The sequence below is a fragment of the Armatimonadota bacterium genome, assembly GCA_025059775.1.
Classification (GTDB): Bacteria; Sysuimicrobiota; Sysuimicrobiia; order Sysuimicrobiales; family Sysuimicrobiaceae; genus Sysuimicrobium.
Genome location: JANXCW010000001.1, coordinates 26,296 through 42,353, shown reverse-complemented (window position 1 = coordinate 42,353; position 16,058 = coordinate 26,296). Strand labels below are relative to the sequence as shown.

Genomic DNA, 16,058 nt, shown 5'->3' with positions numbered 1-16,058 from the left:
GAGGTCGCCCCGGAGAGGATCTAGTGCTGGGATCCGTAAAACCAGCTCCCATCCAGGATTGCGAACACAGGTTCGACAGGAGGAGGGTTGCCCGGCGGCGTAGGGTTTGTCTGATGATCTGCTGAAATGAAAGGGTGAGTGCGGTGCAGGGGAGATGGCTGGTTGGGATGGTGGTCGTGCTCCTGGTGGTCCTGGGGGCCGCGGGGGCTTCTGCGGGCCCCGTGGAGCGCCTAACCATCCTGGGGGGGCCGGCCGCGGGGGTATTTAACGTGTTCGCCACGGGCCTCGCCACGTTCCTGTCGCGGAACGTGCCCGGCGTGGAGGTAACCGTGGCGGCCACGGGCGGGTCTGTGGAGAACGTGCGGCGGGTGAACGGGAAGGAGGCCGAGCTCGCGGTGGCCTTCGCGAGCGACGTCCATGAGGGATATTACGGACTCGAGGCGTTCCAGGGCAACCCGCAGCGCAACATCCGGGCCATCGGGCTCCTCTTCATTGGTGTGGGGCACTTCGTCACCTACAAGGACAGCGGGATCCGAACCGTCGGGGACCTCGTGGGCAAACGCGTGGCGGTGGGATCCCCGGGCTCCGGCACCTTCTCGAACGCCCAGCGCATCCTCACGGAGCTGGGCCTATGGGATCGCGTCCAGCGGGTGCCGCTCCTGGGGTCCGCGGCGGCCGCGGCGCTCCGGGACGGGCGGGTGGACGCGTTCTTCTTCACGGCTCCCTACCCGGATCGGGCCACCATCGAGGCCGCCATCGCCAAGGAGGTACACCTCCTGGATCTGTACGGTCCCCTCTCCCGCACCGAGTTCTTCCGGAAGTATCCGTACTTCATCCGGTACGTGATCCCGAACCGGGGCTACCACGGACTCACGGACTCCGTGAGCACCATCGGCATTCCGGGTCTGTGGTTCGCGCATCGAGACGTCTCCCCAGCCCTCGTGCGCCGGCTGGTGGCCGCGGCCTACAGCCGTGAGGGGCACGCCCACATGCTGCAGGTGCACAGTGCTTCCGCGGACATGACCACACGGCGGGCTCTGCTGGGGGTGAGCATCCCCCTGCACCCCGGTGCGGAGGCCTACTACCGGTCCGTGGGGCTGGAGATCCCGGACGCCATCCGGGCGCGGTAATGCGCAAACGGGTATGCGGAAGCTGGTGGGCCCGTGGGATCGCCTGGTGAGGGCGGGCCTCGCGGCCACCGTGGGATTCTACCTGTGGGCCGCGGCGGTGGAGGTCACAAGCCTCCAGTACCACCGCGGCATTGCGGTGCTCTACAGCCTCGCCGCCGCTTTCCTTCTCTACCGTGCCACCCGGCGTTCCCCCCAGGACAGGCCTTCGTGGACGGATGTGCTGCTCGCCGGCGCCTCCTGTGTGGTGGCCGGGTACTGGATCACACAGTACGAGGCTTTGGCCTACCGGGCGGGGGCGTTCACCTCCCTGGACGTGACCATGGGGATCCTGGCCCTCGTCCTGAGCGTGGAGGTGACCCGCAGGGTCCTGGGACCTTCCATGACCGTGGTGGCTCTGTTGCTGGTGGCCTACGCCCTGTGGGGGAACCACCTGCCCTCCGTGGTGGGCCACCGGGGGTTCACCCTCCGCCGGGTGGTGGAGTACTTCTACCTCACCCCAGAGGGGCTGTTCGGTGTCATGCCGGACATCCTCGCCAGCTACATCCTGCCCTTTGTGGCCTTCGGGGCGTTTCTGCTGCGGGCAGGGGTGGCGAAGTTCTTCATGGACCTCTCCCTCGCCTTGGTGGGCCGCATGCGGGGCGGCCCCGCCCAGGTGGCGGTGGTGAGCAGCGCCCTGTTCGGCTCCATCAACGGGAGTCCTGTAGCCAACACGGCCACCACGGGCGCCTTCACCATCCCCCTCATGAAACGGTGTGGCTTTCCCCCGCATATCGCGGCCGCGGTGGAGGCAGCGGCCTCCACGGGGGGGATGATCCTGCCCCCTGTGATGGGGGCAGGCGCCTTCATTATGGCGGAGCTCACCCAGATCCCTTACGCCCGCATCGCGGCGCTCTCCGCGCTCCCCGGCCTCCTGTACTTCCTGGGCGTGGGCGTGATGGTGTACTGCGAGGCCCGCAAGCTGGGCTTGGAGGGACTTCCACCGGACCAGATCCCTCGGCTGCGGGACGTCCTCCGGGCAGGGTGGTACTTCCTGCTGCCCTTGGCGGTGCTGGTGGCGGTGCTGGTCCGCACCACCTCCGCCCCCATGGCGGTGATGGCCAGCATCGCCAGCACCGTGCTGGTGAGCTGGCTGCGACCGGAGACCCGGATGGGCCCCCGGGAGATCTGGGAAGCCCTGGTGGACGCGGGGCGCAGCAGCACCTACGTGGCCGCGGCGACGGGGGCCATCGGGATCGTGGTGGCGGTGGTGACCCTCACAGGGATTGGGGTACGCTTCAGCCAACTGGTCCTGGACGTCTCCGGCGGCAACTTGCCGGTCGCGCTCCTGCTCGTGGCCGCGGCCAGCTTCGTGCTGGGGATGGGTATGCCCATCACCGCCGCCTACCTGGTCTTGGCCGTGGTGGCGGCCCCTGCTCTGGTCAAGCTGGGTGTGCCACTCTTGTCCGCCCACATGATCATCTTCTGGCTGAGCCTGGATTCCAACATCACCCCGCCCGTGGCCCTGGGTGCGGTCACCGCTGCCGCCATCGCGCAGGCGGATCCATGGCGCACGGGCTGGAACAGCTTCCGGTTTGCCAAAATGATCTACGTCATGCCCGTGCTGTTCGCATACACCCACCTCCTCATGACGGGCACCTGGCAGGAGAACCTGTGGGCGGCTGTTTCCTCCGTGGTGGGGACCGTGGCCTTCTCCATCATGAGCACGGGCTATTTCCTAGTGCGTACCACCGTGCTGGAGTGGGGGGTGCTGGCGGCGGCTACGGTGCTTTGCTTCATCCCCACCCTGGCCACGGATCTGGTGGGAATCGGGCTCTTCGCCCTCGTGTACCTGTGGCAGCGACGTCGGCGGATGCGCCAGGAGACGGCGATGCAGGCAGGACTCCCGGCCCGGGCCGCGGCGATGAGGTAACCGTGTACGAGCCCCTGGAGCGCCCCAAGGTCTACCGGCTGCTGGCGGACCGCCTACTGCATCAGATCCGAACCCGCCGGCTCAGGCCAGGGGATGCGCTGCCCACAGAGCAGGAACTCATGCGCCATTTCGGGGTGGGCCGCTCCTCCGTGCGGGAAGCCCTCCGCCTGCTGGAGTCCAAGGGGGTGATCCGGTCCGCGGGGCGGGGCTCCTTCGTGGTGGCGGAGTACGAGAACGCTTTGGTGGACTCCCTACGGTTTCTCCTCACCGTGGAGGCCTTCGACCTGCTGGAGCTGTACGAGCTGCGCCGCATCCTGGAGGCGGAGTTCGCCGCCCTCGCCGCCCAGCGTCGCAGCTCCGAGCACCTCCGGATCATGGCGGAGGCCATCGAGCAGATGCGGTCGGGCTTGGTGGCAGGAGAGCCCGCACGGTACATTGAGGCGGATCTCCGCTTCCACCTCACCGTGGCCCAGGCCACCCGCAATCGGGTGGCGGTGTACGTGATGCGGGCCATCCGGGATCCCCTGCACCGGGCCCTCCAATCCGTCTACCACATCCCGGGAAGCCCGGAGGCGTCCATCGACCAACATGGGGAGATCCTGGCAGCTGTCCGGGCGAGGAACCCGGAGGCGGCCCGGGAGCGGATGCGGGAGCACCTGGGCCGGGTCTATACGGACATCCAGCGGGTGCTGAGAGGAGGGGAGCATGCGGTGGAGGGGGAAGGCATCCAGGGGTGAGGCCGATCCCCTCCACGGGGGATCGGGGCTTGACCGGCAGCCAATTGCCGGGGCTATGTATTTATGTCATCAGCACACGCAACGCCATGCCAGAAGGGGGGAGGGGCGATGGCCAAGCGGATACTGATCAAAAATGGGTGCGTGCTCACCCTGGATCGGCAGATCGGCAACTTCCCGCAGGCGGACGTCCTCATCGAAGACACCCGCATCGCCGCAGTAGGGCCCAACCTGACCGCGGCGGACGCGGAGATCCTCGATGCATCCGGGATGATCGTCATGCCGGGCTTCGTCGATACCCACCGGCACTGCTGGGAGGGGATCCTGCGGAACATCGGGACGGATGTTCCGCTGGAGGGCGAGCGGAGCTACCTCGCCTTCGTGCTCAACCAGCTGGCGCCCGCCTACCGGCCCGAGGATGTGTACATCGCGAACCTCGTGAGCGCTCTGGGCTGCATTGACGCGGGCATCACCACGGTCCTGGACTGGTCCCATATCCAGACCACTCCGGAGCACACGGATGCGGCCATCCGCGCCCTGCAGGAGGCGGGCATCCGGGCGGTGTTCGCGTACGGCCGGCCGTGGTTCGAGCCCCCCAAGCCCGAACACCCAGCCTGGATCCGGCGGGCCGCCCAGCAGTACTTCTCCTCGAAGGACCAGCTCCTGACCTTCGGCTTGGCGATCTTCGGGCCGGAGTTCGACTCCCTGGAAGGATGCCGGGCGGACTGGCAGTTGGCCCGGGAGCTGGACGCACGCATCACGACCCACGTGGGCGTGGGCACCTTCGGTCGGCACGGCAAGGTAGGGGAGGTGGGCCGGACGGGGCTGTACGGCCCGGATACCACCTTTATCCACTGCTGCACCTTGAACGACGAGGAGATCCAGTTGATCGTGGACTCGGGAGCCACCATCTCCCTGGCCTGCCCCGTGGAGATGATGATGGGACACGGGATGCCTCCCATCCAGCGCTTCCTGGACCGAGGCCTGCGCCCCAGTCTGAGCGTGGACGTGGAGACCAATGTTCCCAACGACATGTTCACGCAGATGCGCAGTGCAATTTCCCTGCAGCACATGCTGGTGTTCGAACAGCGGCTGGCAGGCCGGGAGGATGCACCGCCCCTAGTGACGACCCGGGACGTGCTGGAGTGGGCCACCATCGAGGGCGCCCGCGCCAACGGCCTGGATCACAAGGTGGGGACCCTCACGCCGGGCAAGGAGGCGGACATCATCCTGTTACGCACGGATCGCCCCAATATCTTCCCCGTCAACGATCCCATCGGCGCGGTGGTGTGGGGGATGGATACCAGCAACGTGGATACGGTGATGGTGGCGGGCCGGATCCTCAAGCGCCATGGCCAGCTGGTGGGGGTGGACCTGAACCGGGTGCGACAGCTCGCCTACCAGTCCCGGGACTACGTGGTGTCCAAGTCCGGGTTCCGGTTGCCCGAGATCTGAGGTGGACGAAGGGCTGCGCAGGAGGTCGCGGAGCGCCGCAATCCAGGGTAAGGAGGAGCTGGGATGCGAGGGGACGGTGCGGTGGTGATCATCGGCGGGACGTCCGGCATCGGGCTGGAGATCGCCCGCCACTATGCGGGCCAAGGGCGTCCGGTGGTAATCTCCGGACGGGATCCGGTCCGGGCCGCGGAGATCGCGCGACAGGTGGGCCCCGCGGTCCAGGGCATCGGGTGTGACCTGACCCGCCCGGAGGAGGTCTCCGGAAAACTGGCGGAGATCGGCACCGTGGACGGATTGGTGCTGGCGGCCATCACCCGGGACCAGAACCGTGTGCGGGAGTACAACATCCCGAGCGCCCTCAACCTCGTCACCCTGAAGCTGGTGGGCTACACCGCGGTGGTACACGCCCTCCACGCGCGGATGCATCCGGAGAGCGCCATCGTCATCTTCGGGGGCCTGGCGAAGGAACGGCCCTACCCGGGGTCCACCACGGTCACCACCGTGAACGCGGGGGTCTCGGGATTGGTGCGGACCCTGGCGGTGGAGCTGGCTCCCATCCGGGTGAATGCCGTCCATCCCGGGATCGTGGGCGACAGCCCCTATTGGGCCAACAACAGGGAGATGCTGGAGCGGGTGCAGGCCCGGACGCCTACCGGAAGGCTCGTGCGGATGGCGGATGTGGTGCACGCGGTGGCCTTCCTCCTGGAGAACCCCGCGGTCAACGGGGTCGAACTCTACGTGGATGGCGGCTGGGTGTTCGGGTAACCAGATGGAGGAGGCCCGCGGAGAGAGACCGAGGGGAGGAGGACAGGATGCATCGGGTAGCTCGGATAGACCGGGGAACTATGCGGGTGCCGGAGCTGTTCACCGGGCACAGCGAGGGCTTTCGGTGGCAGCCCCTGGTGGACGGCACTACGGGATCGGTGCACATGGGCTTTGCCGTCTGCATGTTGGAGGGAGGCGGACACATCGCGCCCCACGTGCAATCCTACGAGGAGGCCGTGTTCGTCCTCGAGGGCGAGGTGGAACTCACCATGCAGGGGGAGAGGGTCCTCCTGGGGACCGAGGAGGGAGGGCTGATCCCCGTAGGAGTGCCCCACAGCTGGCGCAATCCTGGGGATCGCCCCTGCCTGTGGGTGGAGATGCGCGCTCCCCGGCCGCGGGAGGGGCAGAGCGATCCCCCTGATGTGTTCTTCCTCCGGGAGCCTCTCCTGGCCGGGCCGCCGCGGCGGGTGGACGTCCGGGATCCGCGTCACTTCCGCTTCTTCCACTTCGAGAAGGCCCAGATGGACCTCGATGGTGCGCGGCGCGGCAGCTCCGTGGATGCCCCCACGGTCTCCCCGAGCATGGTGACGGCGCTGCTGGTCTACAGCGGTATCGGCATCAAGATGCTCGTGGATCCGCAGCAGGGGGCGAACCTGCTCACCATGTTCATGGTGGAGTACGAGCCGGGCGGAGTGGCTCACCCGCATGACCATCCCCTGGAGGAAGCGTACCTGATCCTGGAAGGAGAGGTGGATGCGGTGGCGGATGGCCAGACGTACCGACTGCGGGCCGGGGACTTCTTCTGGACCGGAGTGGGAACCGTCCATGCCTTCTACAACCGATCCTCGGGCAAAGTCCGGTGGCTGGAGACCCAGGCGCCGCAGCCCCCGCGCCAGCACTCCTACCGGTTCAACCGCGATTGGGAATACCTGGCACGACTGCTGGGCGCAGAGCCCGCCCCGGGATCCTCCGCGGTGCGAGTGCCGTAACCATTTCAGGAAGGGGGTGTGCAATCGATGAAGGCGAGACGCATGAGCACGGGGATCGGCCGTTTGGTACTCCTGGTGGCGCTTTTTGCCCTGTTCCTCGCCCAGGCCCACCTGCCTGCGCAGCCGCGTCCCATCCGGGTGGGCGGAACCCTCCCCCTCACGGGAGTGTTCGCCGCTCAGGGGAAGGTCCACGAGGCGGCGGGACGGGCCTTCGTCCAGATGATGAACGAGAAGGGGGGGCTGTTGGGACGGCCTCTCGAGTGGGTGCTTCTGGACGACGAATCCCAGCCCGACAAGGCCGCGGCCCTGTACGAGCGGCTCATCACGGAGGATAAGGTAGACCTCATCATCGGACCTTACGGGACCGCGGCCATCACGGCGGCCATGCGGGTAGCGGAGAAGTACGGGTACGTGTTCCCGCACCACACGGCCAGCCTGACCTACGCGTACACGTACCGGCGTCATTTCCCCACCTGGTATGTGGGACTGAACACCCACATCACCACGCCGTCGAAGGTGTTCGATGCCTACCTCTCCCTGCCGCCGGGGCAGCGGCCGCAGACCGTGGGATTCGTGGTCAACAAATTCCCCGGGACCCAGTTCCTGGCCTACGGGCGGGCCAACGTGGGGGGCGCGGTGCGCATCGCACAGCAGAAGGGGCTGCGGGTGGTCCTCGACGTCCAGTTCGACCTGGGGACCACGGACTGGATCCCTGTGGCCCAGCAGGTACGCCGTGCGAACCCCGACCTCCTCTACGTGGCGGGACTCGCCCTGGATGGGGTCAATCTGCTGCAGGCCCTGGCCCAGCTGGGCTGGCGGCCCCGGCACCACTTCTACCAGTGGCCCTCTCCCGGGGCCATGCTGACCGCCCTGCCGCTCACGGACCGGGCCACCAGCGTGACCATCTTCGTGCCCCACGAGCCGTACCTCTCGAACCCAGGTGCCCGGGACTTCGTGAACCGCTACCGAGCGTGGGCGAAGGCCACGGGCCTGGCGTACTCGGAGCCGGATGTGCAGTCCGCCGCCAGCTGGTCCGCCTGGCAGGTCCTGACCTTCGGCGTCCAGGAGTGCCGCTGCCTGGACCACGCGAGGATCGCGGAGGTGCTGCTCTCCAAGCCGGTTCCTACGGTGCAGGGGTACCTAAAGTTTGATTCGCAGCAGCAGAACTACGGGGACGACATCCAGGCGGTGATGCAGATCCAGGACGGCCGGTGGTGGGCGGTTTGGCCGAGGCAGCTGGCGGCGGAGGGCCGGCGGCTGCGGTGAGGCCCACGGAGCGTGGATCCCTCCCATGGTAGAGCTCGCGCAGGCCGCGGCATCCGGCGTCCTCATGGGGACGTTCTATGCGCTCCTGGCCCTCGGTCTGACCCTGGCCTGGGGGTTCTTCGAGACCATCGACTTCACCCACTTCGCCATCATCTTCGGGTTCGGGTATGTGACGTACGAGCTGGCGACTCGAGGGGTGGACCTCCGACTCGTGCTGCTCCTGATGGCCCCCGCGGGAGCCCTGACGGGGGTGCTCTGGCGGCTCCTTCTGCGCCAGCTGCGGCTGGACGCGGCGCGCTCCCTGGTGTTCACCTTCGGCGCCCTGGTGGTGTTCGAGGGGCTTTCAAAACTCGTGTGGACCGCGGATTACCGGCGGATCCCCACCGCGCAGAATCCGTACGCCATGGGAGCAGCCACCCTGGGCCCCCTCGCCCTCCCGTTCACGCAGCTGGTCTCCTTTGCCCTCTCGTTGATGGTGGCCGGTGCCGTGGGCCTGTGGTTGAGACGGAGCTATGCCGGAAAAGCTCTGCGCGCCGCGGTATCCGATGAGGAGATGGCACGCTCCTGCGGGGCCGACGTGGAGCGGCTCCGGCTCCTGATCGCCGCCCTGGGAGGTGCCACCGGCGGGGTCGGGGGCGTGCTGGTGGCCATGAACTACGCCCTCTTTCCGAACGCGGCGGAGCAGTGGATCGGCCTTCTGTTCGCGGCGGTGATCCTGGGGGGCATCGGAAACCCGGCGGGCCTGGTGCTGGGAGGGACGGTGATCGGGGTCGCGGAGGCCTTAGCGCAGGGGCTGGGTGCCACCGCGGTAGCGCGCCTGGTGGGTGCCGCGGCCCTGGTGGTGGGGCTCCTCGTGCGTCCGGAAGGCCTCTTCCCCAGCGTGTTGGGGCGGCGGGAGGGATGAGCGGATTGCGCATCGGATGGACTGTTGCAGGCGTCCTGGCGGCCCTGCTCCTGGTGCCGACCGCGGTGCGGGTCCTCGGCTTGCCCGCGTACTATCTGGTGTTCCTGTATTTCTACTTCTTCTGGGTGGCCCAGGCCACCAGCTGGAACCTCATCTCGGGCTATGCGGGATACTTCAGCTTCGGTCAGGGTGCCTTCTACGGCGCGGGGGTGTACGGGGCCGCGGTGCTCATCGACCGGCACGGGGTGCCCTACGGGCTCGCGATCCTGGCGGGTGCAGCGGCCAGTGCCCTCATCGCCTCTGCCATCGGGGTGGTGACCTTCCGCCTGCGTCAGATCCGAGGCCCGGTGTTCGCCCTAGTTACCCTAGCCGTGGCGTTGGCCATGCACAGCCTTGCGAACAACGTCAGCTACCTGGACGGCGGCCGGGGGATCCCCCTGCCCAAGCTCACCTATCCCCTCGGCCTCTCGGACGTGGAGTTCCTGTACTACGCGGGTCTCGGGGTTGGCTTGGTGGCCGTGGCCGTGGGATGGTGGACCTACCGGAACCGGCATGGGTGGGGCCTGCGGGCCATTCACGACGACGAACGGGTGGCCGAGGGCCTGGGGGTGCCCACCTTCGCGTACAAGATGGGCGCGCTTGCCTTGAGCGGGGCCCTGGCGGGCCTGGGCGGGGGGCTGCACGCCCTGCAGGTCCGTTACGTCACCGCGGACGCGGTATTTTCCCTGCGGGTGCCGCTCCTGGTGATCATGATGTGCGTGCTGGGAGGGCGTCGCCACTGGCTGGGGCCGGTGGTGGGGGCGGGCGTGGTGCACGTCATCAACGACCGGCTCAGCGGGCCTGGATTGGGCAGCCTCAGCGAGGTCCTCATGGGCCTGCTCCTCATGGTGGTGGTGGCCACCCTCCCGGAGGGCATTTATAGCCAACTGCGCCAACGGGGAGCCGCCGCGGGGCTGGTGGGCCTGGGAGGCCTGGGAGGCGCTTTGGTTGCCCGCCTGACCTTCCTCGATGCCCTCGCGGTGGGAATCGCGGTGGCCGTGGTCTTCCTGGTGCTCCGGACGCATCGCTTCGTCCTCGGCCCATGGCACAGGGGCAAGGCCCGGGAGGTGGAGGCCGCCCGTGGCTGAGGTGCTGCTGGATCTCCGGCAGGTGCGGAAGAGCTTCGGAGGGGTCCAGGCGCTTCAGGACGTCTCCCTACAGGTCCGGGAAGGCGAGATCGTGGGCCTGATCGGTCCCAACGGCTCCGGCAAGTCCACCCTGATCAACGTGGCCACGGGGTACTATCCCCTGGACGGAGGACGGATCTGGTTCTGTGGATTCGACATCACGGGGTTGCCGCCCCACCGGCGTGCCCGGCTGGGCCTGGCGCGAACCTACCAGCACCCGCGGCCCTTCGGGCAGCTCAACGCCCGGGACAACGTGGCCATGGGGGACCTGTTCGGACGAAACGCGCGAGGACGTACACCGCAGGCCGCACAGGAGGCGGCCCGGAGGTGGCTGGCGATGCTGGGCCTGGAAGCTACCGCGGAGCAGCCGGTGAGCGCGCTGACGCTGCAGGAGCGGCGTCTGCTGGAACTGGCCAGGGTCCTGGCAAGCCATCCCCGGGCCATCCTGGCGGACGAGGTGCTGGCTGGGCTCACGGTGGCGGAGGCGGAGCGGGTGATGGAGGCGCTGCGGAGGATCCGGGACATGGGCGTGGGACTCCTCGTGGTGGAGCACAACATCAAAGCCATTCGGGCCCTGGCGGACCGGATCGTGGTCCTCCACGAAGGGAAGGTCCTGACGGAGGGGTTGCCGGAACAGGTGCTGCAGGATGAGCGGGTGCGTCAGGCTTACCTGGGAGGGTCCCCCGCACATGCTTGAGATCCGGGATCTCGAGGTTCGCTACGGGGAGGCGAGGGCCCTGGAAGGGATCACCCTCACCGTGCAAGAGGGTGAGGTGGTGGCGGTCCTGGGTCCGAACGGCGCGGGTAAGAGCACGCTGGTGAAGAGCATCGCGGGTTGGGTGGGCATCCGGAGGGGGAACGTGCGGTTTTTGGGGGAGTCCCTCGTGGGCCTCCCGCCGGAGCGGATCTGCGCACGCGGGATCGGACTGGTCCCGGAGGGGCGGCGGGTCTTTGCGGATCTGACGGTGAAGGAGAACCTGGAGCTGGGCGCGTTCCATCCCCGGGCACGGCAGCGCGCCCGCGAGACCCTGGAGCAGGTCCTGCACCTCTTTCCCCGGCTGCGGGAGCGCCTGGGACAGCGCGCCGGAAGCCTGAGCGGTGGGGAGCAACAGATGCTGGCCATTGGGCGCGCGCTGATGGGGGCACCGAGGTTGCTGCTGATGGACGAACCGTCGTTGGGACTGGCACCCGTCATGGTGGAGGCGGTCTTCCGCTTCGTGCAGGAGGCCCGCACCCTGGGCCTGTCCATCCTCCTGGTGGAGCAGAACGCGGTGTGGGCCCTGGCGGTGGCCCATCGGGGGGTGGTGATGGATCGGGGCCGCATCGTGACAGAAGGGAGCCGGGAGGCGCTGCTGCGGGATCCCCGGGTCCAGGACGCCTACCTCGGGGTGGGGTAGGGGAAACAGAAGGCGAGGGGAGTACGGAGCGCGGGGAGGACTGCGGTGGAGAAGATCGGGTTTGTCGGGCTCGGCGTGATGGGAAGCCGGATGGTGAAGCGGCTCCTGCAGGCGGGACGCTCGGTGGTAGGCTACAACCGCACGCGGTCCAAGGCGCAGTGGCTCATGGATTTGGGCATGGAGTGGGCGGACTCCCCCCGGGCGGTGGCGGAGGCTGCGGACGTGATCTTCACCATGGTCAGGGACACCCAGGCATTGCTGGCAGTCACGGAGGGGCCGGAGGGTATCCTCGCGGGCCTGGGACCCGGCAAGATCTACGTGGATATGAGCACGGTGAGCCCCGCGGCGAGCCGGGCCCTGGCGGAGAAGGTCCGGGCGCAGGGGGCGCGGATGCTGGACGCCCCGGTGTCCGGGAGCGTGACGACCCTCGAGGAGGGCCGACTGTCCATCATGGTGGGCGGGGACCGGGACACCTTCGAGCGGGTGCTTCCCATCCTCCGGGACATCGGGCCCGTGGTGCATCATGTGGGCGGAAACGGACAGGCGGTCCTCATGAAGATCGCCACCAACCTCAGCCTCGCGGTCCAGATGCTGGCCTACTGCGAGGGGGTTCTGATGGCGGAGAAAGCAGGGATCCCCCGGGAGGTCGCGGTGCAGGTGCTGCTCAACAGCGTGGCGGCCTCCCCCATGCTCAAATACCGGGGTCCCTTCGTGCTCCAGATGCCGGAGGAGGCCTGGTTCGACGTGAACATGATGCAGAAGGACCTGCTGCTCGCCCTGGAGGCGGGGCGGGAGCTCAACGTGCCCCTCCCCACCACGGCGGTGACCAACGAATACCTCACCGCCGCGCGGGGCATGGGGCTGGATCGGTACGACTTCGCGATCCTGTTCGAGGTCCTGTCCCGCCTGAGCGGGCGGCCGCCCCAGCTGCAATAGGGAGGGAGGAGCGATGCAGCAACCCGTAACATCCGTGGAAGTCGGAATTCCACCGGAGGTCCGGGACGTGCCGCGGGAAGGGTGGCTCCACATGTACGAGCTCATGGCAAAGATCCGGGCCTTCGAGGAGCAGGTAAACGAGCTGTACGTGACCCGGCGCATGCCGGGACTCGCGCACCTCTATGTGGGGGAGGAGGCAGTGGCGGTGGGCGTGTGTCAGGCCCTGCGCCGGGAGGACTACATCACCAGCACCCACCGGGGCCACGGCCACTGTCTGGCGAAGGGAGCCCGGGTGGACCGGATGTTCTGCGAACTGCTGGGCAAGGCAGAGGGCTACTGCCGGGGCAAGGGCGGATCCATGCACATCGCGGATCCCGACTCCGGCAACCTCGGAGCCAACGCTATCGTGGGCGGGAGCGCGGGGATCGCCGCGGGCGCGGCCCTGTCGGCGAAGATGCGGGGCACGGACCAGGTGGCGGTATGCTTCTTCGGGGAGGGGGCCCTGGGACAGGGGATCGTGTACGAGGCCATGAACATGGCCGCCCTGTGGAAGCTCCCGGTGATCTACGTGTGCGAGAACAACCTCTATAACGAGTACACCCACTACCGGGAGACCACCGCGGGGGACATCCTGGCGCGTCCCCGGGCCTTCGGGATCCCCGCGGAGGAGGTGGATGGGCAGGACGTGCGGCAGGTGCTGGCCGCAGCCCGGCGGGCCGTGGCCCGGGCCCGGCGGGGAGAAGGAGCCAGCTTCCTCCTGTGCAACACCTATCGGTTCTACGGCCACCACGTGGGCGACGTGGACCGCTCCTACTACCGGAGCAAGGAGGAGGAGGAGTGGTGGAAACGAGAGCGGGATCCTTTGCGGATCCTGCGGAGCTGGATGGTACAGGCAGGGCTTGCGGAGGAAGCGGAGTTCGAGCGCATCGAGCAGGCGGTGCGCGAGGAGGTTCTGGCGGGCGTGGCCTACGCCCTTCAGGCTCCCTATCCGGATCCCAGCGAGGTGAGCCAGCATGTCTACGCCTAGTCTCTCCGTAGGATCGGATGCACGCGCGGGCGTCCGGGAAATCACCATGGCCCAGGCCATCCGGGAGGCCCTGGCGGAGGAGATGCGTCGGGATCCCCGGGTGTTCCTTCTGGGGGAGGACGTGGCGGAGGCCGGTCACCCCTTCAAGGTGCTCTCGGGCCTCGTGCAGGAGTTCGGGCCTGAGCGGGTTCTGGACACTCCGATCTCCGAAGCGGGGTTCGTGGGCATCGCGGTGGGCGCGGCCATGACGGGAATGCGGCCGGTGGTGGACATCATGTTCGGGGACTTCCTCACCCTGGCCATGGACCAGATCGCAAACCAGGCGGCCAAGGTGTGTTACATGTCGGGAGGCAAGCTCCGGGTGCCGCTCGTGGTGCGCACAACCCTGGGCGCCACCAGACGGTCCGCGGCCCAGCACAGCCAGAGCCTGCACGCCTGGTTCAGCCACATCCCGGGGCTCAAGGTGGCGCTCCCCGCTACCCCCTACGACGCCAAGGGATTGTTGAAGACCGCCATCCGGGACGACAACCCCGTGCTCTTCTTTGAGGACAAGATGATGTACCAGGTGAAGGGACCCGTTCCGGAGGAGGAGTACACCATCCCCTTCGGGGTGGCGGACATCAAGCGTCCGGGCCGCCACGTGACCTTGGTAGCCACCAGCAGCATGGTGTACGTGGCCCTGGACGCCGCCCGGATCCTGGCCCAGGAGGGGATCGAGGCGGAGGTGGTGGATCCCCGCACCACGGTACCCCTGGACGTGGAGACCCTGGTGCAAAGCGCCCGAAAGACCGGCCGCGTGATCGTGATCGATGAGGGATACCGACGATATGGGGTGACTGCGGAGATCGCCGCGGTGATCGCGGAGGAAGCTTTCTACGACCTCGAAGCGCCCGTGCGGCGCCTGGGCGCCATGGACGTGCCGGTCCCCTTCTCGCCGGTCCTCGAGGACGAGACTGTGCCGACACCCGAGCAGGTGGCCGCGGTGGCGAGGGAACTGTGTGGGCGAGCATGAAGCGGAGAGGCCGGAGGAGGTGAGGAAGATGGGGATCAAAACGTACGGGCTGATGGGAGTGGACTGGGAAGTCCGCGTGGACTATGAGCGGCTGCGGCGGGAGCGCCTGCAGCGTGCCAAGACCTTCCTGAAACGCTCGGAGTTGGGAGCCCTGCTGTGCTTCGACATGAACAACATCCGCTACATCACCGCAACCCATATCGGGACCTGGGCCATGGACAAGCTCGTCCGGTTCTGCCTGCTGCCGCAGGACGATGAGCCTATCCTGTGGGATTTCGGCTCCGCGGCCCGGCACCACCAACTGTATTGTCCGTGGCTGGGGGAGCGGTCCCGGGCGGGGATCTCCACCCTGCGGGGATCGTACCCGGAGCGGGCCCGGGACGTGGCCCGCAAGATCCGCACCGAACTGGAGGCCCGGGGCCTGCACAAGGAGCCCCTAGGGGTGGACGTGGTGGAGCCCACGGTGCTGTTTGCCCTCCAGGAGGAGGGACTGCGGGTGGTGGACGGACAGTGGGTGATGACGGAAGCCCGCAAGATCAAGACGCAGGACGAGATCACCCTGCTGACGACGGCCTGCATGATGGTGGACGCCGCATACGAAGAGCTGTACAAGTTCCTGCGCCCCGGGGTCCGGGAGAACGAGTGCGTGGGGCTTGTGGCCAAGGTCCTCTACGATCTTGGCTCCGAGCATGTGGAGGGGGTGAATGCCATCTCTGGGGAGCGGTGCAGCCCGCATCCCCACGTGTATACGGACCGAGTCCTACGGCCCGGGGATCCCGTGTACTTCGACATCCTGCACAGCTTCAACGGCTACCGCACCTGTTACTACCGCACCTTCGTGGTGGGGAGCGCCTCTCCCGCCATGGTGGATGCCTACAAGCGGTGCCGGGACTACCTGGATGCGGCCATCAGCCTCATCAAGCCCGGGGTGACCACCGCGGACGTGGTTCGGGTGTGGCCCCGGGCCGAGGAATTCGGCTTTGCCAACGAGGAGGCCGCCTTCGCGCTGCAGTACGGGCACGGGGTGGGGCTTTCCATCTGGGAGAAGCCCATCTTCAGCCGCCTCGTGTCCTTCGACAAACCGGAGGTCATCGAGGAAGGGATGGTGCTGGCCCTGGAGACCTTCTGGCCCGCCGCGGACGGCTGGTCCGCCGCCCGCATCGAGGAGCAGCTGGTGGTCACCAAGGACGGCTGCGAGGTCATCACGCGCTTTCCCGCAGAGCAGCTCCTGGTGGCGGGTGCCCGGTACTGGACCGTGGACGGGCCGCTCCCGCTCCGGCGCGAGGTGCAGTCGCACCTCAACCGGGAGACGAGTCCACTCGGAGCGGTGGTGGCCTCCGCGGCGGTGGAAGGCGTCCGGCCCTAAGT

Annotated in this window: 15 protein-coding genes; all 15 read left to right on the top strand. The window is 67.8% G+C overall.

The annotated features are described in order from the left end of the window. Positions 1-167: 167 nt before the first annotated feature. The 15 genes from N0A24_00195 to N0A24_00125 all read left to right on the top strand — a co-directional run bounded on the left by N0A24_00195 (position 168) and on the right by N0A24_00125 (position 16,056). Positions 168-1,130: a TAXI family TRAP transporter solute-binding subunit gene (locus N0A24_00195; protein MCS7171837.1), complete on the top strand. Its 963-nt coding sequence runs from the start codon at positions 168-170 to the stop codon at positions 1,128-1,130. A gap of 13 nt (positions 1,131-1,143) precedes the next feature. After that, positions 1,144-3,039, top strand: coding sequence for a TRAP transporter permease (locus N0A24_00190; GenBank protein ID MCS7171836.1), 1,896 nt, complete (start codon positions 1,144-1,146; stop codon positions 3,037-3,039). 2 nt (positions 3,040-3,041) lie between these two features. Next, complete coding sequence (locus N0A24_00185) at positions 3,042-3,776, top strand: FadR family transcriptional regulator (protein ID MCS7171835.1); 735 nt, start codon at positions 3,042-3,044, stop codon at positions 3,774-3,776. Positions 3,777-3,884: 108 nt separating this feature from the next. Continuing rightward, positions 3,885-5,228 (top strand): amidohydrolase family protein, encoded by a 1,344-nt coding sequence (locus N0A24_00180; GenBank protein ID MCS7171834.1) that lies wholly within the window; start codon positions 3,885-3,887, stop codon positions 5,226-5,228. A 63-nt stretch (positions 5,229-5,291) separates the two neighbouring features. Next, a complete protein-coding gene (locus N0A24_00175) occupies positions 5,292-5,993 on the top strand; it encodes an SDR family oxidoreductase (protein MCS7171833.1) in 702 nt (233 codons plus the stop codon). A 47-nt stretch (positions 5,994-6,040) separates the two neighbouring features. After that, positions 6,041-6,982: a cupin domain-containing protein gene (locus tag N0A24_00170; protein ID MCS7171832.1), complete on the top strand. Its 942-nt coding sequence runs from the start codon at positions 6,041-6,043 to the stop codon at positions 6,980-6,982. A gap of 42 nt (positions 6,983-7,024) precedes the next feature. Next, positions 7,025-8,248, top strand: a complete 1,224-nt coding sequence (locus N0A24_00165) for an amino acid ABC transporter substrate-binding protein (GenBank protein ID MCS7171831.1) — start codon at positions 7,025-7,027, stop codon at positions 8,246-8,248. Between the two features lie 25 nt (positions 8,249-8,273). Further along, a complete protein-coding gene (locus N0A24_00160) occupies positions 8,274-9,152 on the top strand; it encodes a branched-chain amino acid ABC transporter permease (protein ID MCS7171830.1) in 879 nt (292 codons plus the stop codon). Beyond that, positions 9,149-10,279, top strand: a complete 1,131-nt coding sequence (locus tag N0A24_00155; GenBank protein MCS7171829.1) for a branched-chain amino acid ABC transporter permease — start codon at positions 9,149-9,151, stop codon at positions 10,277-10,279. The genes N0A24_00160 and N0A24_00155 overlap by 4 nt, the downstream gene beginning before the upstream one ends. Further along, a complete protein-coding gene (locus N0A24_00150) occupies positions 10,272-11,015 on the top strand; it encodes an ABC transporter ATP-binding protein (GenBank protein ID MCS7171828.1) in 744 nt (247 codons plus the stop codon). The genes N0A24_00155 and N0A24_00150 overlap by 8 nt, the downstream gene beginning before the upstream one ends. After that, complete coding sequence (locus tag N0A24_00145; GenBank protein MCS7171827.1) at positions 11,008-11,715, top strand: ABC transporter ATP-binding protein; 708 nt, start codon at positions 11,008-11,010, stop codon at positions 11,713-11,715. Before N0A24_00150 ends, N0A24_00145 begins: the two co-directional genes overlap by 8 nt. A 45-nt stretch (positions 11,716-11,760) precedes the next feature. Further along, a complete protein-coding gene (locus N0A24_00140) occupies positions 11,761-12,651 on the top strand; it encodes an NAD(P)-dependent oxidoreductase (GenBank protein MCS7171826.1) in 891 nt (296 codons plus the stop codon). A 91-nt stretch (positions 12,652-12,742) separates the two neighbouring features. Continuing rightward, on the top strand, positions 12,743-13,678 hold the full coding sequence (locus tag N0A24_00135) for a thiamine pyrophosphate-dependent dehydrogenase E1 component subunit alpha (GenBank protein ID MCS7171825.1): 936 nt from the start codon (positions 12,743-12,745) through the stop codon (positions 13,676-13,678). Then, on the top strand, positions 13,665-14,690 hold the full coding sequence (locus N0A24_00130) for an alpha-ketoacid dehydrogenase subunit beta (GenBank protein MCS7171824.1): 1,026 nt from the start codon (positions 13,665-13,667) through the stop codon (positions 14,688-14,690). Before N0A24_00135 ends, N0A24_00130 begins: the two co-directional genes overlap by 14 nt. A gap of 28 nt (positions 14,691-14,718) precedes the next feature. Next, positions 14,719-16,056, top strand: coding sequence for a Xaa-Pro peptidase family protein (locus tag N0A24_00125; protein MCS7171823.1), 1,338 nt, complete (start codon positions 14,719-14,721; stop codon positions 16,054-16,056). The last annotated feature ends 2 nt before the right edge of the window (positions 16,057-16,058 follow it).